A 24,462-nucleotide genomic window follows, 5' to 3' on the forward strand; every position below is an offset into this window, starting at 1 on the left:
CCTAGCCTTTACCGCGTGTGGCTTTGAATTCGAAGCCCCAGTTATACATGCGCGCGATTTCGCGCACACCGCCGCCCGGATGTCCCGAGGGCGGCCGGACGAAGGTGCCGTCGCGACGAACGATCAACTCGCCGTTGACATTCTCGATATGCGCGAGGATCACATCGCGTGAGTTGTCCTGGCAGCCGCTGATGATCATTTCGATCGGCGGCGAGTTCAGCGGATAGAGCGTGGCGGTGGACTGCACGCCCTGGAAGTTGTTCGCACCCTCGTAGATCGAGGCGAAGACCAGAATCCGGCGGAACTGCGCGGTGTGGTCGAGATTGATATCGAGATTCTCACCGGTCGTGCTGCTGCCGGTCCGGTCGTCCTGGTCGAGCCGGATGAACGGTGGGCGATCCAGCGCGCCGAACGAACGGTCCAGGGCGCGAACGGATCCGATCCGGCCGTCGGCCAGTTCGAAGAAGCAGCAGAGATCGAGGTCGAGGGTGTTGGCGCGCTTGCGGCCGAACAGGCCACCGCCGCCGGTCTGCGCGGTCACCCAATTCAGGTTGACCCGCATGGTGCCCGAGGTCGCACCGTGCTTGGTCAGCGAAACCGTCGGCGCGTCCTTCGTCAGCGAAACCTTGCTGAGATCGACCGGCGCGCCGGAAGCCGCAGCAGGCGGGGCGAATTGGTTGGACGCGGTCGGTGGTGGATATGGCTGCGACGGTTGGTTCGGCGGCGCATAAGTCTGCGGTTGCTGGTCAGGCGACGCATAGGGCTGCGGCGTTTGGTTCGGGGGAAAAGAGTTCTGCGCGTAGGGCTGCGAAGTCGGGCTCGCCGGATACGGCTGCCCCGGATTCGGCGGAAACCCGGGTGGTGCCGCGGGCGGATACTGCGGAGGTGTCACGGACTGCTGCTGCGCGGGCGAAGGCGCGTGCTGCTGCGGCGCGGGCGGCGGCGTGAATTGTTGCGCCGCGGGCGGCGCCCCGAACTGCTGTGACGCGGGCGTCGGCGTCTGCTGCTGTGCTGTGGGCGGCGTGTACTGCTGCTGAGCGGTGGACGAGGACGTATACGGGGGCGTCGGGTAAGCCGGTTGCGCTTGACCCGCAGGCGCCTGCCCAGCCCCCGGATCATCGACCGAAATCCCGAAATCGGTAGCCAGCCCGGCCAACCCGGTCGCATAACCCTGACCAACCGCCCGGAACTTCCACGCCCCTTGCCGTCGATACAACTCCCCGAGCACGAACGCCGTCTCGGTGCTCGCCCCCGTACTGTCGAACCGCGCCGCCTCCGCGCCGCTCACCGCGTCGAGCACCCGCACATAAAGCCCTTGGAACTGCCCGAACGTGCCGCCATCCGCGGATGCCGCGATCACAATCGTGTCGATCTGCGATTCGACCTGAGCCAGATTCACCGACAACGTGTCGATGACCGTCGGTCCCGGCCGCTTCCCCTCGTGCCGCACCGCGCCGGACGGATGATTCGGCTGGTTGTAGAAGACGAAGTCGTTATCCGACCGCACCTTCCCGGAGACGAGTAACAGCGCGGACGCATCCGCATCCGGAACCCCTGGACCTGACTGCCACCCCAGCTCGACGCGGACTGAAGACATCGGCACCGCAACGTTGGCGCCCTTCATCATCGACACATCTGCCAAGGTATACGACCTGGGTGTGCCCTGTCTCGGTCACCGCGGGCCCCGGCTATCAGCGGGTGGGCGGCGCGATCTGCCAATGGTGTTGCAGCGCACCGGCGATCTCCGGCAGCACCGTGACCGGCACGCGCTTGCGCCGCAACATGGCCCGAATCTCGTTGACCTGCTCACGTTTGCGCATGTCGTACGCCCCGGCGACCGGCCGCCGCACCGGCGGGATGGACAGCAGCACGAGTTCGCCGTGCCGCTCGTCGCCGCCGATCAGATCCAGTGCCAGCGACCAGCGGGCCCGCTCGTCGAGTGCGAACCGTCCGGCCACCACCCGCTCCCAGTCGATACTGGATTCCCGCCACGGCGTGCGCTGGTAGATCGCCCCTTCGGTGAGCACGACGACATCGCGCCCGAACAGCGCGACCAGCAGCGCGATTCCGGCGACCGCACCGGCCAGCAGACCGGTGAAGATCCGGTTGACCCCGAATCCGGTCACGATCGCACCGCAGACCAACACGGTGACCGCGATCCCGAGGATCCCGTACAGCATTGCCCGCCCGGTCGGAACCACACCCGCGCGCACCATCGTCATCTCGACCTCCTGCATACCGCACCCAACCTAGCCGGTCGGTTTACTGCTGGCTTCCCGATGCGGGCGGGTCCCGGATATCAGGACGCCAGTGCGACGGCCGCCTCGCCGGTGTAGACGAGGAACTGCAGACTCTGCTGGAAGTAGAGCTGCACCGATTGCGCGTCATGGGTCTGGTAGCCGATGGACAGGTCCTGGCCGAGTTGCAGATCGAAATCGCCGCCGCGCGTGGTCAGTACGAACGCACCGTCGATGGCCGGGGCCCAGATGATCTCGCCCTCCGGGATGAGGCGTTCGATATGGGTGCGGATCGGGTGACCGTGATCGGAGGTCTCGCTGACCGCCGTGTACAGGTCCGCGCTCAACAGCACCGAATACGGACCGTCGACGCCCGCCAACCGCAGCGCGCTCAACGCCTGGGCGACCGACTCCGGAACCAGTCGCGGATCGCTGGGCAGCGTAATCGGCGAATTGGACGAACTCGCCCGAATGCCGGTGATATTCGCGGCCTGATAGCCCTCGAAAATGGCCCGGTCCTCGGCGAAGGCGATCTTGCGCGCGGCCTCTTTCACCGCATCCAGATCGGTGTCCTGCGCGCCGCGCTCGACATCGTCGAGTTCCTCGCGCGACAACGTGAACGGCACCCGCAATTCGACCAGCGGCGCGACCACCCGCTGCCGGGCCTGCACACCCTCATCCGGTGCGGTGATGACGGTAGTGCGGCCGAGGCCGACCGCGGAGTAGTCGGTGCCGTGCGGCCCGGACAGGTCGACCACCCGGCGACCAGCGATATGACGCTTGAAGGTACGCGTCGCCTCTTGCTCGATGGCTGTCCATGCCTCGGCGGTGATCGGCGCGAGTTCGCGATGGAGGTTGTTCATGATTGCATGCTCCTTTTCAACGTGCCGATACCCAGAGAACCGTTACTGCCAACATGATTCGGCGATAAAGATTCCGCGAGCGCTGTCGCGGCGACCTCGGGTGCGTCGGGGAGGTCGTCGAAGAAGTCGAGGGGCGGTGCGAAGAACAGCGTGCCGGTCACCGCGATGGAGAAGTCCAGGATCCGGTCATAGGCCGCCTCCTCGGTTCCGATGAACATCCGGGTGAGCATGGTTTCGGTGATGCTCGGCGTGGCCGCGTAGGCGACGTAATAGGTGCCGAATTCGCCGTCCTTGACGCTGCCGAAGGGCATATTGGCGCGCAGGATCTTTCGCTCGGTGCCGTCGTCGTCGGTGACGGTATTCACCGCGACATGCGAATTCGCGGGCTTATCCGCATCGGAGAGCTCGAAATCGTCGAGTTTGGTGCGTCCGATCACCCGCTCCTGCTCCTCGATCGACAGCGCCCGCCACTCGGTCATGGGGTGCAGGTACTTCTGCACGATGACATAACTGCCGCCCGTGAAGTCCGGATCCTCATCGCCGACGAAGGCCGCGCTGAAGGCCGCGGAGCCCTCCGGGTTCTCCGTGCCGTCCACGAAGCCGAGCAGATCGCGCTGCTCGAAATACCGGAACCCGACGGTCTGATCGACGATGGTGACCGCACCGTCGAGCCGGTCACCGATCGTCATCGCCAATTCGAAACAAGCGTCCTGGAATTCGGATTTGATGTGGAAGAGCAGATCGCCCGGCGTGGTCGGCGCGCTGTGGTGCTCGCCGGCGAATTCGGGCAGCACATGCAGTTCGGCCGGTCGTGGGCCCGCGAAGAGGCGATCCCACGCGTCGGACCCGATCGATGCGACGCAGGTGAGCCCGGCGCCGGGCAGCCGGAAACCGACGGAACGACGTAATCCGGGGAGATCGGCGAGCAGGTCGCGCACCGCCGCTTCGCCACCCTCGTCGATTGTGGCGACAAGGAAGATGGCGGCCGGTGTGAGCGGTTCGAGGATCGGCTGCGGCTCACCCATGGGCTCCACCCTAGAGGGCGGCTCCGGCAAACCGGCCACGCGGTGCGGCCCCGTCGGCTCCTACTTGGCGACCGTCAGCAGGAATGCGACATCGTCCACGGCCTTGACGCTGTGCCGTGCCTTCGGCACGACCAGCAGGTCTCCGGCCGACCCCTTCCACTCGTTGGTGCCGCTGATCAAGGTCAGTGTGCCGCTGAGCACCAGCAGCGTGGATTCGCCCGCATTGTCGTGTTCGGCCAGGCTCTGGCCTGCCGACAGACCGACCACGGTCTGCCGCAGCGCATTGGCATGACCGCCGTAGATGGTTTGCGAACTGCGCCCGCTCGTGGCGGTGCTGGCCAACTTGAGCTGTTGGCGCGCGACCGCAGTCAGCGATTTCTTGTCCATGGACCACCTTCCGCAGATGCAATCAGCCGGATCAGGGCTGGTGACACGGGCTGATATCCAGGAGTATGCCCGAATGCCGGGTGACGTGTGTCCGGTTTGGTCGCCGTGGCGGTATGCGGCGTGTTCGCTGCCGATCGGTGCTCGAAAGTCGAACTACTTGCGGGTGTAGCGACGAATCCGGAAGCGCAGGCCGGTCGTCGATTCGTGCCACGGGTCGGTGTCGTCGGCGTGCCATTCGGGGCCGATGGCGGGTGCGTAGGCGTCGCCATCGACGGCGGTGTCCACCTCGGTGACGAGTAGGTCGGTCGCGAAATCCATGGCGGCTCGGTAGATTTCGCCGCCGCCGATGATCCAGACGTCCTCCGGCGCGGTCACGGCCATAGCTTCGGACAGCGATGCGGCGCGTTCAGCACCCGGGCCCGACCAGTCCGGCTGCCGGGTCACCACGATATTGCGGCGACCGTCGAGCGGGCGGAATCGAGGCGGCAGGGAATCCCAGGTGCGCCGGCCCATCACGACCGGATGACCCATGGTGACGGCCTTGAAATTCGCCATATCCTCGGGCACGCGCCAGGGGATGGTGTTCTCGAAGCCGATCACCCCGTCCGGAGTCTGCGCCCAGATCAAACCGATGGTGCGGTCGCGCCCTCCCGTCGCCCGACCACCACCCCCCACCGAATCGCTATGCGATGCCGCATTCATACCGCAACCGGCGCCTTGATCGCCGGATGGTGTTGGTAGCCGACCACTTCCACATCCTCGTAGACGTAATCGAACAGCGTCGGCGCGGGCCGCAGGTTCAATGTGGGGAACGGGTAGGGCTGTCTGGTCAGCTGCTCGGTGACCTGCTCGACGTGGTTGTCGTAGATATGACAATCGCCGCCGGTCCAGATGAATTCACCGGGTTCCAACTCGGTCTGCTGCGCGACCATGTGCGTGAGCAGTGCATAACTGGCGATATTGAACGGCACGCCGAGGAAAAGGTCCGCGCTGCGCTGGTAGAGCTGGCAGGACAGCTTGCCGTCGGCCACATAGAACTGGAAGAACGCGTGGCACGGCGCCAATGCCATCTTGTCGAGGTCGGCCACATTCCAGGCCGAGACGATGATGCGCCGGGAATCCGGATTGGTGCGCAGGGTGTGCAGCACTTCGGCGATCTGGTCGATATGGGTGCCGTTGGGGGTGGGCCATGATCGCCACTGCACGCCGTAGACCGGGCCGAGTTCGCCGTGGCGATCCGCCCACTCGTCCCAGATGGTGACGCCGTGTTCGTGCAGCCAGGCCACATTCGAATCGCCGCGCAGGAACCACAGCAATTCGTAGACGATCGACTTCAGATGCACCTTTTTGGTGGTGATCAGCGGAAAGCCCGCGGCGAGGTCGTAGCGCAGCTGATGGCCGAAGACGCTGCGCGTGCCGGTGCCGGTGCGATCCGCCTTCGCGGTGCCGGACTCCAGGACCGAGCGCAGCAGGTCCTCGTACTGGGTATCAGCATTGTTGGCCACGCCTGGCGAGCTTACCCATGTCGTGCCTGGCAAGCTCGAGCCATGCGCAAGCTCTACGTGATCGGCATCGGTGCCGGGGATCCGGACCAGGTGACGGTCCAGGCGATCAAGGCAATGCGGCAGGTCGAGGTGTTCTTCGTGATCGGCAAGGGGGCCGAGAAACAGGAACTGGTCGACGTGCGCACGTCGATCCTGACCGAACACCTCGATCACCCGTACCGCATCGTGGAGATCGCCGATCCGCCGCGTGACCGCGATCCCGCCGACTATCAGGGCGTTGTCGAAGATTGGCACGATCGCCGTTCGGCGCTGCTCGAGCATGAGTTCGCGCAGGTCGACGGTGTCGGCGGCATCCTCGTCTGGGGCGATCCCTCGCTCTACGACAGCACGCTGCGCATGATCGAGCGGGTGCTGGATCGCGGTGCCCAGAGCTTCGATTACGAGGTCATTCCCGGCATCACCAGCGTGCAGGCCTTGGCCGCTCGGCATCGGATGGTGCTGCATCGCATCGGCGAGCCGGTGCACGTCACCACCGGGCGTCGGTTGCGCGAGGACGGACTCAGCGGCTCGACCGTGGTGATGCTGGACGGTGACTGTTCGTTCACGGAGGTGCCCGGCGACGACGTGCACATCTGGTGGGGCGCGTATCTGGGAATGCCCGACGAGACGCTGATCGAAGGACCGCTGCGTGCGGTCGAACAGGAGATCGTCGAGCGGCGCACTCGGTTACGTGCCGAAAAGGGTTGGATCATGGACGTCTACCTCCTACGTCCGGGCTCCTGATGCGAAACGGCCTTCACGGTGACGAGGACGGGTGTGGTCTCCAACGTGTGAATGGCCTCGAATGCCCCGAGGCGCCGGGTGAGGTAGTGATGCAGGGCCTCGGGATCCGAGCACATGGCTTGCGCGACAAGGTTTTTCGGACCGGTGGTGGCGGCGACGAAGGCCAATTCTTCGTGCTCGGCCAGTGCGGTTGCGACGCGATCGAGCTGCGACGGTGCCACCGACATCCACAGCAGCGCTTGGGTGGTGGCGCCGAAGCGAGCATCGTCGAGTTCGACATCGAAGAAGATCGCCTGTGCCGCTTGTAGTTCCGTGAGTCGACGGGTGACGGTGGCTTGGGACCAGCCCGTCGCCGTGGCGAGGTGGGCCAAGGTCGCTCGGCCGTCTTGTTGCAGGGTGTTCAGTAGCGGGGCATCGGAGTCCGCGAGGCCACGACGGGGTGTGGGCCCGGATCGGTTCGGCTCCAATTGTTTTCGTTGCTGTTCGGTCAGTGCGGTGACGTGGCCGCGCCATGCGGTCGGTCCGCCGAGGTAGGTGTGCAGAACGTAGTGCGCGGAGACGGCGGTAATACCTGCGGCACGGGGGAGGTCCCGCAGCAATATCGAGCGGGAGGCCTCACCGCGCGGAATATTGACTACCAGAAGGATTTCCGTGCCGCCGGAGGTGAGTTTGACCCATGACGTGTCCGGGCGGCGGGCCAGCGAGTTCGCGAGGTTCTGGCCGCTGGCCGTCGTGGTGGTGAGGCGCACCAACCACTGGGTGTGTGCGGCGTGGCTCGGATCCGCGAGGCCGACCACGCGCAGTCCGGCGGTGGCGCGCAGGCGTTGGTAGCGGCGGGTGACGGTCTGGGTAGAGACGTCGAGGACCGCCGCGATCTTGCTGAACGGCGCGCGGCCGTCGATGTGCAGGGCGTGGATCAGGCCGCGGTCTACGTCGTCGAGCATGGAAATATCTTTCATATTTGCGCTTGATATGGAAAGTATCTGTTGATCTTCTTCGGTTGATGGTGAATTTCGGCGCGTCTGCCGAAGGTGGACTTCGCCTCGGGCTGCTCGGCCCGGCAGACGAAGGAGAAGTCGATGATTCTGGTGACCGGAGCGACCGGAACCGTAGGCCGTGAGTTGGTCGGCCAGTTGCTGGCGCAGGATGTTCCGATGCGGGCGGTGACCCGGCGGCCCGAACTCGCCGGACTGCCCGACGGCATCGAGGTGGTACGCGCGGACCTGGGCGATCCCGACAGCCTCACCGAGGCGTTGCGTGGTGTCGATCGAGTGTTCCTGTTGTCCAGCGGCCCCGAAATCCCCACGCACGATGCGAATCTCGCGCAAGCCGCAGCCCGTGCGGACGTTCGGCACATCGTCAAGTTGTCATCCGGCCGCACCGGTGACGACACCGCGACCGATCCGATTCCCACCTGGCACCGCGCCGGAGAACAGGCGGTCCGCGACAGCGGAGTCCCGTGGACCATGGTGCGCCCCTTGGGATTCATGGCCAACGCGCTGCACTGGGCCGGTTCGATTCGCGATCACGGCGCGGTCTACGCCCCGTTCGGCCAGGGCCGCATCGCCGTCGTCGACCCGCACGACGTCGCCGCCGTCGCCGCTGCGGCACTCACCACCGACGGCCACGAGGGCGAGATCTACACCCTGAGCGGCCCGCAGCCGCTGTCCCCCGGCGAGCAGACCGAAATCCTTGCCGACGTACTCGACCGCCCGTTGCGCTACGTCGAAGTGGAACCCGCCACCGCCCGCCAGTCGATCATCGACCACGGCGTCCCCGACGAAATGGCCGACGCGATCATGGCCCTACGCGCCACCGCCCTAGAAGCCTTCACCTCGGTCATCCACCCCACCGTCGAGCACATCACCAAAACCCCACCCCGCCCCTTCCACACCTGGGCCGAGCACCACCGCCCCCACTTCGCCCCCGCAGCCTAACGCCCGCCAGGCGATCAAGATCAGGTGGAATCTGTGGCGGCATCGCCCGAAGCCACCGCCACCATGTCCACCTGATCTTGATTCAACCGTTCGCGTGAGCTGCGCCGATGTCGGTGGGGCCGGGTAGCCTGAGGGGCGTGCCTGAGCTACCGGAAGTGGAGGCGTTGGCGCAGTTCCTGCGGGAGCACGCGGTCGGCGCTGTGGTGGGGCGTGTCGATGTGGCGGCCTTGAGTGCGGTCAAGACGTTCGATCCGCCGGTTACGGCGCTGTCCGGGCGCGATGTGTCCGGGGCGGGCCGGTGGGGGAAATTCCTCGGGATGGAGTGCGACGGACTCTGGTTGATCACCCATCTGTCGCGCGGCGGATGGTTGCGCTGGATCGATGAGCCGAGCCAGACGCCACCCAAACCGGGCGGCAAGAGCCCGCTCGCGCTGCGGGTGCACTTCTTCACCCAGGAGGGCATGACGCCCGCATTCGACCTGACCGAGGCGGGCACCAAGAAACGGCTCGCGGTGTACATCGTCGACGATCCGAAACTCGTGCCCGGCATCTCGCGCCTCGGCCCGGACGCACTCGAGGTGACCGAGGAGCAATTCGGCGAGATCCTGCACGGCGCATCGCAACGCATCAAGACCGCGATCGTCGACCAGACCCTGCTCGCCGGGATCGGTAATGCCTACTCCGACGAGATTCTGCACACCGCCAAGATCTCACCCTTCGCCAACACCAAAACAATGTCGGCGGAGACCATTTCGGTGCTCTACGAGGCCATGCGCTCGGTGCTCGCCGACGCCGTGCAGCGCTCGGTCGGCCAGGACGCCGCCCGTCTCAAGGGCGAAAAGCGTTCCGGCATGCGGGTACACGCCCGCACCGGCCTGCCCTGCCCGGTGTGCGGCGACACCGTCCGTGAGGTCTCCTACGCCGAGCGTTCCTTCCAGTACTGCCCGACCTGCCAGACCGGCGGCAAGGTACTCGCGGACCGTCGCATGTCGCGCCTGCTGAAGTAGTTCAGATCAACGTGGGCACCCGGATGCCTTGCCAGGCAATACGTTTGGCCTTGTCCGGATCATTCTCCAACCGGGTGATCTCATCGATGATCAGCGTTGTCCGCCGGTCTTCGGTATAGGCGGGCCACGAGGGGAGCGGTCGCCCCGTCCGCGCGAATGCGAGCCAATTGTCCTGGAACTGCCGAGTGACCGACTGCATCCCCCGCCGCCCGCCCGCTGCCGTGAAGGCCCGGCCGATCGGCGAATTGGCGGCACCGAAGACCGGAATCAGCTCCGTGGCATGGGTCGCGCCGATCCTCGCGAGGCGCAGTGTGCGCGGAGCGAAGTCGTAACGGTAGGAATAGGTCGGTGCGTAGCAACTGTGACCCGCCGCCACGGTCACCGAAGGTCGCCAGAACACATAATCTCCACCGGCACGAACGGCGGCCTTCGCATCCGGATAGCCGGGATAGGCTGCGATAACGCGGGATTCGAGTTCCGCGCCACCGGCACGGGTGAGCAAGGAATGCAGGCGATCCGGGGTGGTCGGCAGTTCATCGCCGAACCGCGCGAACAATGTGCCCTCATCGCGATTGGTACCGATGATGAGCGGAACCTGATGTGCGGCACCGCCGGTAATCGCATCGATCGGGGACTGCGGCAGATATTCGCCGTCCACGACCGGCGCGATCGGAAACAGCCCGGGCCGCTCCCGCAGTACCTTGTCGCTGGTCTTGTCGACCGCGCGCCGAATATCGTTGGCACCGGCGGTGATCAGTGCTTTGGCTGCGGTATCGGGTGTGGCTCCGAGCGCGTCTATACATCGTCGGGCGAACGCGCGCCCATCCTCTGCGCTCATACCCCAATCGGCGGGCGGACTTTGTGCGATGCCGCGATGGAACAGTCCCTTGGCGGCCGGTGTGGCCAGCAGGGAGAGCACCGCATGGGCACCGGCGGACTCGCCGAAAATGGTGACATTGCCGGGATCTCCGCCGAACGCCGCGATATTGCGCCGCACCCACTCCAACGCCGCGACCTGATCGCGCAGTCCGAGGTTGCTGTCGAAAGCTCGCTCGGACGTGCTGAATTCGCCGAAATCGACGTAACCGAACGCACCGAGCCGGTAGTTCAGCGACACCACGATCACATCGCCGCCGACCACCAGTCGCGCACCGGAATACAGACCGAGCGCCGAGGTGCCGATCAGATACCCGCCGCCGTGAATGAACACCATTACCGGCCGGGGTGTCGTCGATGGTTCGATCGGCGCGACGACATTGAGTGTCAGAGCATCTTCACTGGTCGGCTGATACCGGCGCGGCCCGATCCTTGCACCGGTCCGATGCTGCATCGCGGCGAACCCGAATGTGGTGGCCTCGCGGACACCGGTCCACGAGGCCACCGGCTGTGGTGCGCGAAATCGCAGGTCGCCGACCGGTGGGGCGGCATAGGGCAGGGAGCGCCAGCGCAGGACGCGACGGCCGCGGTAACCGCGGACAACTCCGTCGGCGGTCGTTATCTCGGACATCTTTCCGATGGTAACTACGAGCGGCGGGCCTCCAACAGACGCAACCAGAGCTCGCTCACCGTCGGATAGGCTGGCACTGCGTGCCATAGCGTCGCGAGCGGCACCTCGCCGACCACGGCAATGGTCGCCGCGTGGATCAACTCGCCGACCTCCGGTCCGACGAAAGTGGCCCCGAGCAGCGTGTCGGTCGCGGTATCGATGACGATCTTCGCCCGCCCCGCGTAATCGTCGCGGGCCAGCGCCGATCCGGCGACCGCGATATCGAGCTCCACGGTTTCCACCGCATAGCCCGCTTTACGCGCCGCCGCCTCGGTCAGCCCGACGGACGCGACCTCCGGTGCGGTGAATACCACCTGCGGCACCTGCCCGTGGTCGGCCGTCGCCGCGTATCGCGCATCCGCCAGCGCGCGCCCCTCGGCCCGCGCAGCAATGACATCACCGCACACCCTGGCGTGGTACTTCCCCATATGTGTAAGCGCCGCACGGTGATTCACATCGCCGACCGCATAAAGCCAGTCGCCGTCAATGCCGCGCACCGTCAAGCGGTCGTCCACCTCGACATAGCCGTCCGGCAGCCCGACCGAGCCAAGGCCGAGTTCCGCCGTCGCCGGTCCGCGCCCGGCGGCGACCAAGACCTCGTCGGCCTCGATCTCGTCATCGCCGATCTCGACGGTCACCACACCGCCGTGGATCCAGCCCTCGCCGGAGTCCTTCGCATCGGCGCGCACCACCCGTGTGGGTTGGGTGCCGAACAGAACCCGAACACCGGCATCGGACAGCGCCGCAGCAACGCGTTCCCCCGCGAACGGTTCGGCATTGCCCAGCAACGCATCGCCGCGGACAAGCATGGTGATCTCATTCGCGCCCAGCGCGGCGAGCCAGGTTGCCGCCTCACACGCGACCACACCACCGCCGATGATCACCACCCGGCGCGGAACCTCGTGCAGATTGGTCGCATCGCGGGAAATCCACGGCAGCGCATCGCGCAATCCGGGCACATCGGGAACCGCGGCCTTGGTGCCGGTGGCCAGCACCACCGCGTGCCGGGCGCGCAGCTGTCGGCCGCCGACCTCGACCAATCGCTCGCCCGCGAGCCGTCCCGTGCCGCGGATCACCTCGATGCGATTGTCGTTCGCCCAGTCGACCTGCGAGCTGTCGTCGTGCTTATGCGTGAAGGTATCGCGCCGCTTCAAGACCGCGTCGACATCGAGCCCGCTCGCGGTGATTCCGGCCATCGCCTCGGCGCCGGACAGCACGTGGGCCGGTCGCAGCAGCGCCTTGCTCGGCATACAAGCCCAATACGAACATTCACCGCCGACCAGTTCCCGTTCCACGATCACGGCGGTGCGCTCGCTGTCCGCGATGGCGTAGGCGGCGGCGTTCTCGCCCGCCGGCCCACCACCGATCACGATGACGTCGTATTCGGCGGTGGAATCGGAGGTCACTGGAGATAACCCTCGACCTGACGGGCCGGGTTCTCCTGCGCCTCCTCGGGCGTGGCCCCGGCGTCGATGCGCGCCCGGCGCTGCCGCAGCAGATCCCAGGCCTGATCGAGCATTACTTCGAGTGCGGCGAGCTGCTGCCGCTCGGTTACCGGATCGACCGCACCCGCCGTCGCCCTGGATCGCAAATCATGCTCACGATCGACCAGATTTTTGATACGCGCCAGGATGTCCTGTTCGGTCATGGGGACCATGCTACGACCGCGTCGGCGCGGTCACGGTCCTTCGGGAATCGGCCCGGGGCTGATCGGTGCCGTAACGGCTGGTTCCGCGTGCACGAAAAAGCCCGATCCGAATGGTCCGGACCGGGCCTGATGCTTTGTTCTCGCGGGACTACGCACGGTCGAACTCGCCGTTGGAAACGCCTACGGTGAAGGCGTCCCATTCCGCTGTGCCGCGCCGTGCACCAGCACCGCACCGTCCCAGCGGCGATCGTCTCAGCACCGCAGCGGGGCGTCTGCGGCCGACGGGTCCGACTTCGTGCCATATCGCCACCACCGCCGCCGACGAATTCGACCGCCCGGGTTGGGAGGTGGTCATCGACTGCACGGGCGCGATCGCCGCCATCGAAGACGGACTCGGCCGGGTGCGCGGGGCGGAGTGTTCCAGCAGTTCGGTTCGCGCCGACCACCGGACGGCAAGGGAGGCAACGTTGGGCTATGGCTGTGTAAGGCATTCTGCGGCAATCGGAATCGCGGTACGCAGCTCGGTCCAGCTCAGTGCCGTGTAGCCGAGGGCGATGCCGAAGGTGTGCGGACCAACGGCTGCGGCGAGTGGATGTTGTTGTACCACAAGGTGATGGCGGGACAGTCCGTCCAGTTCCACACCGCGCGTTCGGCCCGCTGTCACGGCACGGCGTTCGGCTTCGGCCGAATTCAGTGGCACCACCACGTGTGAACCGGCATCGTCGCCGAGTACTTCGAGTCCGCGGCGGCGCAGCTCGTCCACGACCAGGGCGCGGCGTGGGGGCACCGCGCGGCGCAGTCGGCGCAGGTGTCTCGCGAGATCGCCGTGCTCGGCGAATGCGGCGAGTACTCGCTGGCCCGCGGGGCTCGGCCCGGTACCGGTTCGTTCGCGGTGCGCGACAACGGCTTCGGTGATATCCGGGGCGGCGACGAGCCAGCCGGCACCCAAGGTCGGCGAGAGGATCTTGCTCGTGGTGCCGAGATGGACGACAACGTCCGGAGCCATAGCAGCGAGTAGCGGCAAAGGGGCAGTGTCATAACGCAATTCGCCGTCGTAGTCGTCCTCGATTATGAGTAGACCAGCGCGCCTTGCGAATTCGACAAGTTGTACGCGCCGCGCCGCTTGCATGCGCGTGCCGAGTGGAAATTGATGTGCCGGAGTGCAATACACGGCCTTGATGCGGTTGGGCAGTCGGTCGACTCGCAGGCCGTCGGCATCGATCGGCACCGGTAGTACCCGGACTCCGGCCGCGACGAACGCGCCCGCGGCACGCTGATAGCCCGGATCTTCCATGGCAATGGCATCGCCGGGGCGCAGGAGGGCGGCCGCGAGTTCGCCTACGGCCGAACTGGTTCCGGCTGTCGCGAGCACCACGGACTTACTGCCCGCACCGAGGCCGCGGTGGCGCAGCAGGTGTTCGGCGACCGCAGCGCGATATTCCGGTTCGCCGCCGCGATTCTTGCGGATGATGGGGGAGTCGTCGGCGGCCGCGCGCCAGGCGCGTCGCCAGGCTGCCTGGTCGAGGGCCTCGGTGCAGGGCGCGCCGGGGCCGAGATCGAGCAGGTCAGGCGCGTGCTCGGCGGTGCCGTGTGCGCTCGGTTGTGCGGGCGGTTCGGCGGGGGCGGTGGTCAGGTAGGTGCCCGAGCCGCGGCGGCCCGCGATCCAGCCCTCGGCGTGCAGTTGGTCATAGGCGGCGGCGACCACCGTGCGGCTCACGCCGAGGCGCTGGGCCAGCGCTCGCGACGAGGGGAGTCGATCGTCCGCGCGCAGGAGTCCGTTGCTCGCCGCGGCGCGCAGCCCTTCCGCGACCTGAACCGATAATGGCTGCTCAGCCTCGCGGTCGAGGACGAGCGGAAGTTCCTCCAGCATCGCGCACCTCCCGAATTGGACTGTTCGAATTTCCATGAATTGGCTATTTCAGAATGCCACTTCCGGCTCCACGCTAGAGGTATGACGAACTCTCGGCCGCCGCTTTCGCCTACCCCACGTACCACCTTGACACGTTCCAAGGAGCGTGGCCGGACCGATCGGGCCGAACTTGATGCGGTGCTCGACGCGGGCCTGGTCTGCCACCTCGGCGTGCTGCTCGGCGACAGTCCGGTGGTGCTCCCGACCGTCTACGGCCGCGACGGCGACACGCTGTACCTGCACGGCTCGACCGGAGCCGGAAATCTGCGGGCAGCACTGACCGGCGATATCTCCGTCGCCGTCACCCTGGTCGACGGCATCGTCTACGCCCGCTCGGCCATGCACTTCTCCGCCAACTTCCGCTCGGCCGTAGTGCGCGGCCGTGCCATCGAACTCACCGATCCCGATGACCGCATGCACGCGCTGCGGGTCATCGTCGAACACTCCGCCCCGGGTGCGTGGGATCGCGTGCGGCAGCCCAGCAAAAAGGAAATGGCTGCCACCATGGTCCTGGCCCTCGACCTGACCGAGGCATCGGTGAAGGTCCGAACCGGCGGCCCCAAGGACGATGCTGCCGATATCGAAACCGGTGGCGTCTGGGCGGGCGTCTTGCCCTTGCGCCAGGTATGGGACGCCCCGATCTCCTCGGACGACCTGGAACCGGGCATCGAGATACCACAGGACGTACTCGATCGAACCGACACCGTCCCCGCCCGTTGACCCGATCTGTCCCGGCTCAGTCAAGTCGGCGCGAACCGGAATTAACGGACGAACGTGAGATCGAGTGTCGGACAGTCGGTTACCACGATTCGATCAGCGGGACGTCATGCTCCTGCCGCCGCCATTCCTCGGTGAGGCGACCGAGCCGGTCCGCGGAGGCGATGCCGCGCACGCCTGCGATCTTGTCGTCCCGGATCTCCAGGATCACGACGCCCAGGACCCGCTCGTCGAGCGTGGCGAGCATGGCCGGGCAACCGTTGACCACGACGGCGTGGATCGAGGGCGAGCCACCGGCGAGTCTTCGCTTGGCCGGAGATGGTTTGAAGCCCGCCCGCACCGCGCTCGCGATCCGCTCCGGGGTCGAGTACCGGATCAGCCTCTCGGCCAGTCCCAGCCCGGCGCCGTCGGAGATGCCGGTCGCATCGTCGGTCAGCAGCGCCACCAGCCGTTCGGTCCGGCCCGAGGAGGCGGCGTCGACGAACGCCTCGACGATTCGACGCGCGGAGGCACGGTCGATGTCATTGCCGTTGCTGGCGGCGGCAATTCGACGCCGCGCTCGGTGGATGTGTTGCTGACTCCCGGACTCGGTGATGCCGAGAATCTCGGCTATCTCGGCGTGGCTGTACGCAAAGGCCTCGCGCAGCACGTAAGCGGCCCGTTCCACCGGCGACAGACGCTCCATGAGAGTCAGCACCGCCAGGGTCACCGATTCGCGCTGCTCGACGGTGTCGGCCGGGCCGAGCATCGGGTCGCCGTCGAGGAGCGGTTCGGGCATCCAGGCGCCGACCGCGCGTTCGTGCCGCACCTTCGCCGAGCGGAGCCGGTCGAGCGCCAGATTGGTGACGATCTTGGTCAGCCATGCCTCGGGCACGTCGACGTACTCCCGGTCGGCGGCCTGCCACCGCAGGAACGCGTCCTGCACCGTGTCCTCGGCGTCGGCGGCCGAGCCGAGCAGACGGTAGGCGAGCGAGGCCAGTCGATTCCGGCTGGCCTCGAAACGCGCCACGGTGGCAGTGTCCATGAGCGCGACTTTATGCGGCGACCACGGCGGGCGAGTGCTCTCCGGTGGTGGCCGAGCGGTACCTGTGACTCGGCATTCCGAAGGTCGGGTGGCTCAGGCTCCAAGCGGAAGTGTCGAGGATTGCCTTCTTGACGCGCGCGGCCATCCGGCCACACAGGGCCCACGACTTCGATCGCGCGTCACCGTCGACCAGCTGGAAGATCGCGTCCTTGCGGCCGAGGCTGATGTGGTTGCCGACGTACGACAGCGAGGTCGTAGAGATCTTGCGCCCGGTCAGGTCCCCGATGATCGCGGCCGTCGCCTGCATGCTGGTGAACCCCGCGGAAGCACACGACATCGGCAACGGCCGACCGTTCGCACCGATGACGAAGGCGCTGTCACCGGCAACGTAGACATCCTGGTGCGAGATCGACCGCATCTGACGGTCGACCGTGATCTGGCCGTTGGATGCCACCTCGAGGCCGCTGGCGGCGGCAATCGGGTGGACGGCGAAGCCGGCGGCCCACACGGTCGCGTCGGAGGCGAAAACGGTGCCGTCGGCGGCGACCGCCGCCTCCGCCTCGACGCGCTCGATGGTGGTGTGCTCATGGACCGTGATATCGAACCGGTCGAAGGTGCGCAGCAGGTGACGGCGGGCCTTCGTGCCCAGCCAGCCGCCGAGTTCGCCGCTGGTGGCGAGGCTGACCCGAAGTCCTGGACGGGATTCGGCGAGCTCGGTGGCGGCCTCGATCGCGGTCAGATTGCCGCCGACTACCAGCACCTTCCCGTCCTCGCCCAGCTCGTCCAGGCGTGCGCGCAGGCGCAGTGCGGACGGCCGCGCGGCCACGTGGAAGGCGTGCTCGTCGACACCCGGAACGCCGTGGTCGGCGGCGGTGCTGCCGAGCGCGTAGAGCAGGGTGTCGTATTCGAGCCGGTCGATGCCCTCGCCGTCGGTGACTGTGACAGTCCGGTGCTCGGCGTCGACATTGGTCACCCGCGCCAGTCGTAACCGGATGCCGGTGCCCGCGAACACCTCCGCCAGCGGCCGGTGGCGCAGATCCTGCCCGGCGGCGAGCTGATGCAGGCGCAGCCGCTCGACGAAATCGGGTTCGGCGTTGACGACGGTGATCTCGAAGTCGTCGCGGTGGAGTTGGCGCGCCAGGTATCCGGCCGAGAAGGCTCCGGCGTATCCGGCCCCGAGGACGACGATGCGGTGCTTCATGATTCGCTCCTGTCTGGTTCGCGTGCTTCCTGAACGAGACAGCCCCCGAATTTCTGACAGCACTCTCCAGTGACGTGGATCACCCTCGAGAGTCAGGGTTCGGGGCGCGAGGCGATGCCCAGGGTGGCGCAGGCGCCGTCCACGGCCGCTCGGCGGAGTTCGTCTTCTGGCACGTCGGCGAATTGGATCGTGCAGTCCTGGAGGCCGCCGAAGGCGATCACGGCACGGGTGGCCTGCTCCAGTGTGGGTTCGGGGCCGCACAACAGCTGCACCAGCCGTCCGCGCCAGGCCAGCACCAGGTCGATCAGGCCCAGGTCGGCGAGGGTGGTCAACTCGGCGAGCATGAGCACGATGTCTTTGCGGTGGCGGTAGTGGAAGTCGAAGTAGCCCTCCAGCAGGGCGCGGGGCTCTACCTCGTGCAGTGCCTCCTGCTCCTCGAGGAACGCTTCTTCCTCGTCGATGATCGGCTGCACGATGCTGCGGACCAGTTCCTCGCGTGAGGAGAAGTGGTAGTAGAGCGCAGGTTTGGTGATACCGAGCCGGTCGGCGATCTCCTGCAGGCCGGTCCGATGCACACCCTGCTGTGCGAAGAGTTCGCGGGCGACCTCTTGGATCCGCTGCTTGGTGTCGGAGGGCCGAGGCATGCTGCGAGCCTATCTTACTTAACGATAGGTAAGTAACGGTGCTACCCTTACTTATCGTTAAGTAAGGGGAAATTCTCATGCGGATTCTCATCTCCGGCGCCAGCGTCGCCGGTCCGGCGCTGGCGTACTGGCTCACCAGGCACGGCTTCTCCGCCACCGTTGTCGAGCGCGCACCGGCTCTGCGCAAGACCGGCGGCCACGCGGTCGACCTGTTCCGGCCCGCGATGGACATCTCGGAGAAGATGGGCGTGCTGTCACGTGTCGAGGAGCGGGCCACCGGCACGAAGCGGATGACCCTCTACCCGGAGGGCAAACGGCGTCCCGTCCAGGTGGACCTCGCAAAGATCTTCGGCGCCACCTCCGACCGGCACGTCGAGATCATGCGTGACGACCTGAGCGAGATCTACTACGACGCCGCGCGCGACGACGTCGAGTACGTCTTCGGCGACTCGATCACCGCGATCTCACCCGACGGCGAGGTCCGGTTCGAGAACGCAACGCGGCGCCGCTTCGACCTCGTCATCGGCGCGGACGGGCTGCATTCCAACGTGCGCCGCCTCGTCTTCGGTGACGAGTCCCGCTTCAGCGACTTCATCGGGGCGTACCTAGGGGTGCTGACCCTGCCCAACGGCTTCGGTCTGGACGGCGAGCTCCGCATCCACGTCGGCGTCGGCCGAACCGCTGGCATGTACGGCGCGCGGCACCTCGGCGACGCGAGGGCTTTGTTCCTGTTCCGGAGCGTGCGCGAGCTCGACTACCACCACCGTGACGTGCCCAGGCAGAAGGACTTGCTGCGCAATGCGTTCGGCGGCATGCACGCCGACGTGGACCGCTGGCTCGACGAACTCGACCGCACCCCGGCGTTCTACTTCGACTCGATCACCCAACTGCATATGGACACCTGGTCGCGGGGGCGGGTGACGCTCGTCGGCGATGCGGGCTATTGCCCCGGCCCTGCCGTCGGCGGCAGCACCACCCTGGCCGTCGTCGGCGCGTACGTCCTCGCAGGGGAGCTGGCGCGCGCGGGCGGCGACCACGAGCGCGCCTTCCCCGCCTACGAGCGCGCGATGGCGGATCACATACGCGGCAGCCACGCGGTCGCGCTGAGCGCGGGCAAGACACTGATCCCCACGTCACGCCTCGGAGTGTCGGGACTGGTCCAGGGCAGCCGCCTGATTTCCGCCCTGCCCGCAGGGGCCGGCCGCGCTTTCATCCGCCTCACCACCAAGAGCGCACGCCTCTACAACTCGATGACCGTCGAGGACTACCCACCGTCGCCCGCCGCGGCGGTCACCAGAGGGTGATCGGGAGGCCGAGGGCGGTTGCGGTTTCGTCGGCCAGGGTGCGGAGGGTTCCTGGGGTGCCGATGTGGGCGGGGTCGAGGCTGACGACGGCGAGGGTGTAGGTGTCGGCGATGCGGCAGAGATAGCCGGATAGTCGGGTGCGGGGGAGGAGGTCCGCGGTGAGGCCGGGGTGGATGGCGCGGGCGGCGACGCCGGTGCAGCGGTGTGGGCCGAGGGAGCGCAGCGAGTCGGGGAGCGTTCCGATGTTGGAGCACAGGATGTCTCGTTCACCGGCCCCCTTGGACAACGCGTAGGCCCAGCGATCCGGAATCACCTGCAGCAGTTCCTCCGGCATCCCGCCGGGGCTGGACATGCGCCGTTCGTAGGCGATTCGGGCCTTCTCGCGAATCGTGGCCGCAGTATCGGTGCGCTCGATGGTGATCTCGGTCATCGCGAGGTCATTGTCGACGCGCGGCTCGTCGCGGGTGTCGACCGGAAGGCTGGCATCGATCGTCTCGGCGGGAAATCCACTGGCCAACAACATCTTCGCGATCAGTGCGATGAACAGGCTATTGGCCGTACCGCCCTGCGCCGCGGCCGCCGACTCCCAGTCGGCAGCGGGGCACTGCAGTACAACGCTGAGGGTCGGCGCGCTCTCAGCCCCGACGCGTCCAGCGACCGACCCGCTTTCAGGCGTCGATATCCCCTGTTCGCGAGTCGGCGCAGTCCGGGCGGGACGTTCGGGGATTCCGCGACGAAGCGCGTGAAATGTGCCGCGCACAACGATCGACCACTGCCGCCGAGTATCGGACCAATCCGATGCCGCAGCTCGGGTTTCCCGGCCCAGCGACGCATTCATTCGCGCGTCGGACCGGTCTGGTTCCCCTGCTTTCGATGCCGACCTCATGCCTGATCCGGTATCCGCCGGTACCGGCGACGTGGTCAGGCTCGGGCCGCCCAGCGCATCATCGACCGCGAGCACCAGCGCTCTCCCATCCGCGAGCGCATGCGAACAGGTCAGCGACACAATCGATCCGCCGTCATCCAAGGCGGCGGTCGACAATCGCCAACCCGGACCGTATTCGGGATCGAGGTTCGCGCCCTGCTCGTCGGCCCACCTGAGCAGGTCCTCGGTAGCGATAGTGCCATCGGTGAACTCGAGCGGATATGCCCGCGCATTCGCCCGCCAGCTGCGACGCGCACCCGGAACCGAAGGCCGAATCACTCTGCGCCCCAACGGCCCGACCCGCAGGACCGTGTGCACCCGCCGTAGTAGCTCCGGATCGACGCGATCGGCGGTGCGCCACAGACCCTGGAGCGCGATCGGGGTGCCGAGCCCGCGATGCGTGCGCAGGAAGATCTCGTCGACGACGCTCAACCGTTGGGCAGCAGTCATTGTCAGGTACGCGAACCGTGACGGCCCGCACCGTCGGCGAACCGTTGCGCGCCGTCCAGGGCTCCGTCGGCCAGGGCCTTCAGGCCGTGTCGGTACTCGTTGAGCAGCGCAGCCTCTTCGTCCATACCGTCCTGCTCCAGCAGCGACATGCGGTCCGAGCGCAGGCAGGTCTGCGGCAGTGCGGCCAGCTCGGCGGCGAGTTGTTCGGCGGCACTGCGGGATTCGCCACTCGGCACCACCCGGTTGATCAACCCGATCTGCAGCGCCTCGGTGGCGCCGACGGCGCGACCGGTGAGCACCATATCCATCGCGCGCCCGGTGCCGACAATGCGCGGCAACCGAATCGTGCCGCCATCGATCAGCGGCACACCCCAGCGGCGACAGAACACGCCGAAGGTACTGTCCTGCTCGGCGACTCGCATGTCGCACCACAGCGCCAACTCCAGTCCGCCCGCGACCGCGTATCCGGAGACCGCGGCGATCACCGGTTTGGACAGTCGCATTCGGGTCGGTCCCATCGGACCGTCACCGTCCTCGGTGACCCGATTCGAGCGCTCGGTGCCGAGCGCCTTCAGGTCCGCGCCCGCACAGAAGGTGCCGCCGTCGCCCCATAGCACGGCGACCGCGGCATCCGGATCGGCATCGAATTCGCGGAATGCGTCGACCAGGGCCGCGGCGGTCGGGCCGTCGACGGCATTGCGTGCCTGGGGGCGGTGCAGGATCACGGTGGTCACGGGCCCGTTGCGTTCGATTCGCACAGTCACGAGCACGACCATACGCCGTCGGAAGTACCCTTGTGTGAAGAAATGAATTTGTGGTTCACTTCTTGTATGGCCTACCGCAGAACCCCTGCTGTGCAGGCTCGCCTCGATGCCCAGGCGGGCCTGATCGTGCAGGCAGCGACCAAGGTGCTGTCGCGCGCGGGCTATGCCGGACTGTCCATGGCGGCCGTCGCCGCCGAGGCGGGCGTGGCCACCGGAACGGTCTACAAGAACTTCAGTGGCAAGGCCGACCTGGTGAGCGCGGTATTCCGGAAGGTGGTCGCGCACGAAGTGGCCGCGGTGGTTACCGCGAGTGCCTCGGGAACGGCCGTCGAGCGGGTGACCGCGGCGGTGGAAACCTTCGCGGGCCGGGCGCTGAAGAATCCGAAACTCGCCTACGTCCTGCTCGTCGAACCCGTCGATACCGTGGTCGATGCCGAGCGGCTTCGCTTCCGCCGCGCCTTTGCCGAAGCCTTCGAATCCGCTGTCGCGGAGGGTGTTTCGCGCGGTGAATTGCCCGCGCAGGGTGCCAAGACCAGCGCGGCCGCGCTCGTCGGCGCGATCGGCGAGGTCTTGGTCGGCCCGCTGGCCGACGCACCGCACAGCGAATCCGTTGTGCCCGAACTCATCAGTTTCGCGTTACGCGCACTCGGTGTGCGCGATGAATCCGACTCAGGAGTGTCCGATGTCGACGCATGAAGTCTTCAACCAGGTTCCCGACATCGTGCCCTTCGATGTCGCGCAGAACCCGGCCCTGCTCGAGGGACTGCACCGCGAAGGCGCGGGCTGGGCCGAACCCGAAGTGCGTGAACTCGGCAGGCTCGCAGGCGGGTTCGAAGCGCAGGAGTGGGGCCGCCTCGCCAACGAATACCCGCCCGTCCTGCATACGCACGACCGCTACGGCAATCGCATCGACGAGGTCGAATTCCATCCGTACTGGCACGAGCTGATGAAAGTCGCTGTCGCGCACGGACTCCACGGCTCGCCCTGGCTCGACGACCGGCCCGGCACCCATGCCGCCCGCGCGGCCAAGTTCTACACCTGGGGTGTCGCCGACGCCGGGCATATGTGTCCGATCTCGATGACCTACGCCGTCGTGCCCGCGTTGCGCCACAATCCGGAACTCGCGGCCATCTACGAACCGCTACTCGGTTCCCGCACTTATGATTTCGGCCTGCGCGAACCGTCGGCGAAGGCCGGTCTCATCGCGGGCATGTCGATGACCGAGAAGCAGGGCGGCTCCGATGTCCGCGCCAATACCACCACCGCCACACCGCAACCCGACGGCAGCTACCGCATCGTCGGCCACAAGTGGTTCACCTCGGCGCCCATGTCCGATATGTTCCTCACCCTGGCTCAGGCGCCCGGCGGTCTGTCCTGCTTCCTGCTGCCGCGCGTCCTCCCGGACGACACCCGCAATCCCATCCGGATCCAACGCCTCAAGGACAAGCTCGGCAACAAGTCGAACGCGTCCTCGGAGATCGAATACGAGAACGCCACCGGCTGGCTGGTCGGCACGGAGGGGGCCGGCGTCAAGACCATCATCGAAATGGTCAATATGACCCGCCTGGACTGCGTCATCGGCTCCGCCACCGGCATGCGCGTCGGCGCCGTGTACGCCGCGCACCACGCGCGACACCGAGAAGTGTTCGGGGCCAAGCTGATCGATCAACCCGCGATGCGCAATGTGCTCGCCGACCTGGTGATCGAATCCGATGCAGCCACCACGGTCATGATGCGCCTGGCCGGTGCGACCGACCGTGCGAGCACCGACCCCGCCGAGGCCGCGCTGCGCCGAATCGCCTTGGCGGTCACCAAGTATTGGGTCTGCAAGCGCGCTCCCGCGCATGCGGCCGAGGCCTTGGAATGCTTCGGCGGCAATGGTTATGCCGAGGAATCCGGTATGCCGCGCCTCTATCGTGAGGCCCCGCTCATGTCGATCTGGGAAGGCTCCGGCAATGTCGCGGCGCTGGATGCTCTGCGCGCCATGGGCCGTCAGCCCGAAACGGTAGAGGCCTTCTTCAACGAAGTCTCGCTGGCCTCTGGCGCCGACCCTCGCCTCGACGATGCCATCGCTCGCCTCGGCAAGGAACTGTCCGACCTCGACGAAATCGAATACCGCGCTCGCCGCGTCGTCGAACTCATGGCCCTGGTCCTACAGGGCGCGCAACTCGTCCGGCACGGCCACCCCGCAGTCGCCGACGCCTTCTGCGCCACCCGCCTCGGCGGCGACTGGGGCATCGCCTTCGGCACCCTCCCCACCGGCGTGAACACCACCGACATCATCGCGCGCGCCCTCACCTGACCCGGTTGTTCGCGGGCATCCCGTGTCGGCGCCGACGACGGGTTTCGTGCAGGCACTCACTTCAGCGCGCTACGGCTGCACGCGCCCACCTCAGCGCGTCGTGAGTGCGCGGGCCAGCTCGCTGCGGCGCTCGAGACAGCCTGCTGCGGCACTCGCGACAGCCTGCTGCGGGTGCTCGGGCGAGTCTGCTGCGGGTGCCTGCGTGGGTCCGTTGTGGTGCCCTGCGTTGGTGCGTTGTGGTGCCCTGCGTCGGCCCATTGCTGTGCCTGCGTCAGCGCGCTGCG

General features: G+C 66.9%; 24 protein-coding genes. 7 read left to right on the forward strand and 17 right to left on the reverse strand.

Going from position 1 to position 24,462, the window contains the following annotated elements:
* Window position 1: 1 nt before the first annotated feature.
* From ACQPZ2_RS06600 to ACQPZ2_RS06630, 7 genes are all read right to left on the reverse strand, one after another.
* Window positions 2-1,627 carry a TerD family protein gene (locus ACQPZ2_RS06600; protein ID WP_433527344.1) on the reverse strand — a complete coding sequence of 542 codons (1,626 nt, stop codon included), beginning with the start codon at window positions 1,625-1,627 and terminating at the stop codon, window positions 2-4.
* A 64-nt stretch (window positions 1,628-1,691) separates the two neighbouring features.
* A complete protein-coding gene (locus ACQPZ2_RS06605) occupies window positions 1,692-2,222 on the reverse strand; it encodes a hypothetical protein (RefSeq protein ID WP_433524743.1) in 531 nt (176 codons plus the stop codon).
* A 77-nt stretch (window positions 2,223-2,299) separates the two neighbouring features.
* Window positions 2,300-3,100, reverse strand: coding sequence for a family 1 encapsulin nanocompartment shell protein (locus ACQPZ2_RS06610; RefSeq protein ID WP_063036943.1), 801 nt, complete (start codon window positions 3,098-3,100; stop codon window positions 2,300-2,302).
* Window positions 3,097-4,125 (reverse strand): Dyp-type peroxidase, encoded by a 1,029-nt coding sequence (locus ACQPZ2_RS06615; protein WP_433524744.1) that lies wholly within the window; start codon window positions 4,123-4,125, stop codon window positions 3,097-3,099. Before ACQPZ2_RS06615 ends, ACQPZ2_RS06610 begins: the two co-directional genes overlap by 4 nt.
* Window positions 4,126-4,185: 60 nt before the next feature.
* On the reverse strand, window positions 4,186-4,512 hold the full coding sequence (locus tag ACQPZ2_RS06620; RefSeq protein WP_040695490.1) for a cupin domain-containing protein: 327 nt from the start codon (window positions 4,510-4,512) through the stop codon (window positions 4,186-4,188).
* 153 nt (window positions 4,513-4,665) lie between these two features.
* Window positions 4,666-5,214, reverse strand: a complete 549-nt coding sequence (locus ACQPZ2_RS06625) for a dihydrofolate reductase (protein ID WP_433524745.1) — start codon at window positions 5,212-5,214, stop codon at window positions 4,666-4,668.
* Complete coding sequence (locus ACQPZ2_RS06630) at window positions 5,211-6,017, reverse strand: thymidylate synthase (RefSeq protein ID WP_063036939.1); 807 nt, start codon at window positions 6,015-6,017, stop codon at window positions 5,211-5,213. The genes ACQPZ2_RS06625 and ACQPZ2_RS06630 overlap by 4 nt, the downstream gene beginning before the upstream one ends.
* A 42-nt stretch (window positions 6,018-6,059) precedes the next feature.
* Here ACQPZ2_RS06630 and cobF point away from each other — a divergent pair, with 42 nt between their 5' ends.
* Window positions 6,060-6,800 (forward strand): precorrin-6A synthase (deacetylating), encoded by a 741-nt coding sequence (cobF, locus tag ACQPZ2_RS06635; protein ID WP_433524746.1) that lies wholly within the window; start codon window positions 6,060-6,062, stop codon window positions 6,798-6,800.
* On the opposite strand, the gene ACQPZ2_RS06640 is transcribed toward cobF, so the two are convergent.
* Window positions 6,776-7,759, reverse strand: a complete 984-nt coding sequence (locus ACQPZ2_RS06640; protein ID WP_433524747.1) for an Lrp/AsnC family transcriptional regulator — start codon at window positions 7,757-7,759, stop codon at window positions 6,776-6,778. The genes cobF and ACQPZ2_RS06640 overlap by 25 nt on opposite strands.
* A 120-nt stretch (window positions 7,760-7,879) precedes the next feature.
* Here ACQPZ2_RS06640 and ACQPZ2_RS06645 point away from each other — a divergent pair, with 120 nt between their 5' ends.
* A complete protein-coding gene (locus ACQPZ2_RS06645) occupies window positions 7,880-8,737 on the forward strand; it encodes an NAD(P)H-binding protein (protein ID WP_433524748.1) in 858 nt (285 codons plus the stop codon).
* 137 nt (window positions 8,738-8,874) lie between these two features.
* Window positions 8,875-9,744 carry an Fpg/Nei family DNA glycosylase gene (locus tag ACQPZ2_RS06650; protein WP_433524749.1) on the forward strand — a complete coding sequence of 290 codons (870 nt, stop codon included), beginning with the start codon at window positions 8,875-8,877 and terminating at the stop codon, window positions 9,742-9,744.
* A 1-nt stretch (window position 9,745) separates the two neighbouring features.
* On the opposite strand, the gene ACQPZ2_RS06655 is transcribed toward ACQPZ2_RS06650, so the two are convergent.
* The 4 genes from ACQPZ2_RS06655 to ACQPZ2_RS06670 all read right to left on the reverse strand — a co-directional run bounded on the left by ACQPZ2_RS06655 (window position 9,746) and on the right by ACQPZ2_RS06670 (window position 14,808).
* Window positions 9,746-11,251: a carboxylesterase/lipase family protein gene (locus tag ACQPZ2_RS06655; protein ID WP_433524750.1), complete on the reverse strand. Its 1,506-nt coding sequence runs from the start codon at window positions 11,249-11,251 to the stop codon at window positions 9,746-9,748.
* Between the two features lie 14 nt (window positions 11,252-11,265).
* Window positions 11,266-12,696: a dihydrolipoyl dehydrogenase family protein gene (locus ACQPZ2_RS06660; protein WP_433524751.1), complete on the reverse strand. Its 1,431-nt coding sequence runs from the start codon at window positions 12,694-12,696 to the stop codon at window positions 11,266-11,268.
* Window positions 12,693-12,938, reverse strand: a complete 246-nt coding sequence (locus tag ACQPZ2_RS06665; RefSeq protein WP_063036928.1) for a DUF2630 family protein — start codon at window positions 12,936-12,938, stop codon at window positions 12,693-12,695. Before ACQPZ2_RS06665 ends, ACQPZ2_RS06660 begins: the two co-directional genes overlap by 4 nt.
* 472 nt (window positions 12,939-13,410) lie before the next feature.
* On the reverse strand, window positions 13,411-14,808 hold the full coding sequence (locus ACQPZ2_RS06670) for a PLP-dependent aminotransferase family protein (RefSeq protein ID WP_433524752.1): 1,398 nt from the start codon (window positions 14,806-14,808) through the stop codon (window positions 13,411-13,413).
* An 81-nt stretch (window positions 14,809-14,889) separates the two neighbouring features.
* Here ACQPZ2_RS06670 and ACQPZ2_RS06675 point away from each other — a divergent pair, with 81 nt between their 5' ends.
* A complete protein-coding gene (locus ACQPZ2_RS06675) occupies window positions 14,890-15,567 on the forward strand; it encodes a pyridoxamine 5'-phosphate oxidase family protein (RefSeq protein ID WP_433524753.1) in 678 nt (225 codons plus the stop codon).
* A gap of 79 nt (window positions 15,568-15,646) precedes the next feature.
* On the opposite strand, the gene ACQPZ2_RS06680 is transcribed toward ACQPZ2_RS06675, so the two are convergent.
* From ACQPZ2_RS06680 to ACQPZ2_RS06690, 3 genes are all read right to left on the reverse strand, one after another.
* Entirely contained in the window at window positions 15,647-16,588 is a 942-nt protein-coding gene (locus ACQPZ2_RS06680; RefSeq protein ID WP_433524754.1) for a sigma-70 family RNA polymerase sigma factor, read from the reverse strand.
* A 10-nt stretch (window positions 16,589-16,598) separates the two neighbouring features.
* Entirely contained in the window at window positions 16,599-17,789 is a 1,191-nt protein-coding gene (locus ACQPZ2_RS06685; RefSeq protein WP_433524755.1) for an NAD(P)/FAD-dependent oxidoreductase, read from the reverse strand.
* Between the two features lie 92 nt (window positions 17,790-17,881).
* Window positions 17,882-18,433, reverse strand: a complete 552-nt coding sequence (locus ACQPZ2_RS06690) for a TetR/AcrR family transcriptional regulator (protein WP_433524756.1) — start codon at window positions 18,431-18,433, stop codon at window positions 17,882-17,884.
* Window positions 18,434-18,510: 77 nt separating this feature from the next.
* On the opposite strand from ACQPZ2_RS06690, the gene ACQPZ2_RS06695 reads away from it, so the two are divergent.
* The gene (locus ACQPZ2_RS06695; protein WP_433524757.1) at window positions 18,511-19,737 is read left to right on the forward strand and encodes an FAD-dependent monooxygenase; all 1,227 of its coding nucleotides are present in this window, start codon (window positions 18,511-18,513) and stop codon (window positions 19,735-19,737) included.
* Here the strand turns inward: ACQPZ2_RS06695 and ACQPZ2_RS06700 are convergent.
* Entirely contained in the window at window positions 19,724-21,112 is a 1,389-nt protein-coding gene (locus tag ACQPZ2_RS06700; RefSeq protein WP_433524758.1) for a hypothetical protein, read from the reverse strand. The two genes, ACQPZ2_RS06695 and ACQPZ2_RS06700, sit on opposite strands and share 14 nt — an antisense overlap.
* 2 nt (window positions 21,113-21,114) lie before the next feature.
* Entirely contained in the window at window positions 21,115-21,876 is a 762-nt protein-coding gene (locus ACQPZ2_RS06705; RefSeq protein ID WP_433524759.1) for a crotonase/enoyl-CoA hydratase family protein, read from the reverse strand.
* Window positions 21,877-21,942: 66 nt separating this feature from the next.
* Here ACQPZ2_RS06705 and ACQPZ2_RS06710 point away from each other — a divergent pair, with 66 nt between their 5' ends.
* Window positions 21,943-22,572 carry a TetR/AcrR family transcriptional regulator gene (locus tag ACQPZ2_RS06710; protein ID WP_433524760.1) on the forward strand — a complete coding sequence of 210 codons (630 nt, stop codon included), beginning with the start codon at window positions 21,943-21,945 and terminating at the stop codon, window positions 22,570-22,572.
* On the forward strand, window positions 22,559-24,178 hold the full coding sequence (locus ACQPZ2_RS06715) for an acyl-CoA dehydrogenase family protein (RefSeq protein WP_433524761.1): 1,620 nt from the start codon (window positions 22,559-22,561) through the stop codon (window positions 24,176-24,178). Before ACQPZ2_RS06710 ends, ACQPZ2_RS06715 begins: the two co-directional genes overlap by 14 nt.
* The last annotated feature ends 284 nt before the right edge of the window (window positions 24,179-24,462 follow it).

This window comes from Nocardia pseudovaccinii, from assembly GCF_050942345.1.
Classification (GTDB): domain Bacteria; phylum Actinomycetota; class Actinomycetes; order Mycobacteriales; family Mycobacteriaceae; genus Nocardia; species Nocardia pseudovaccinii.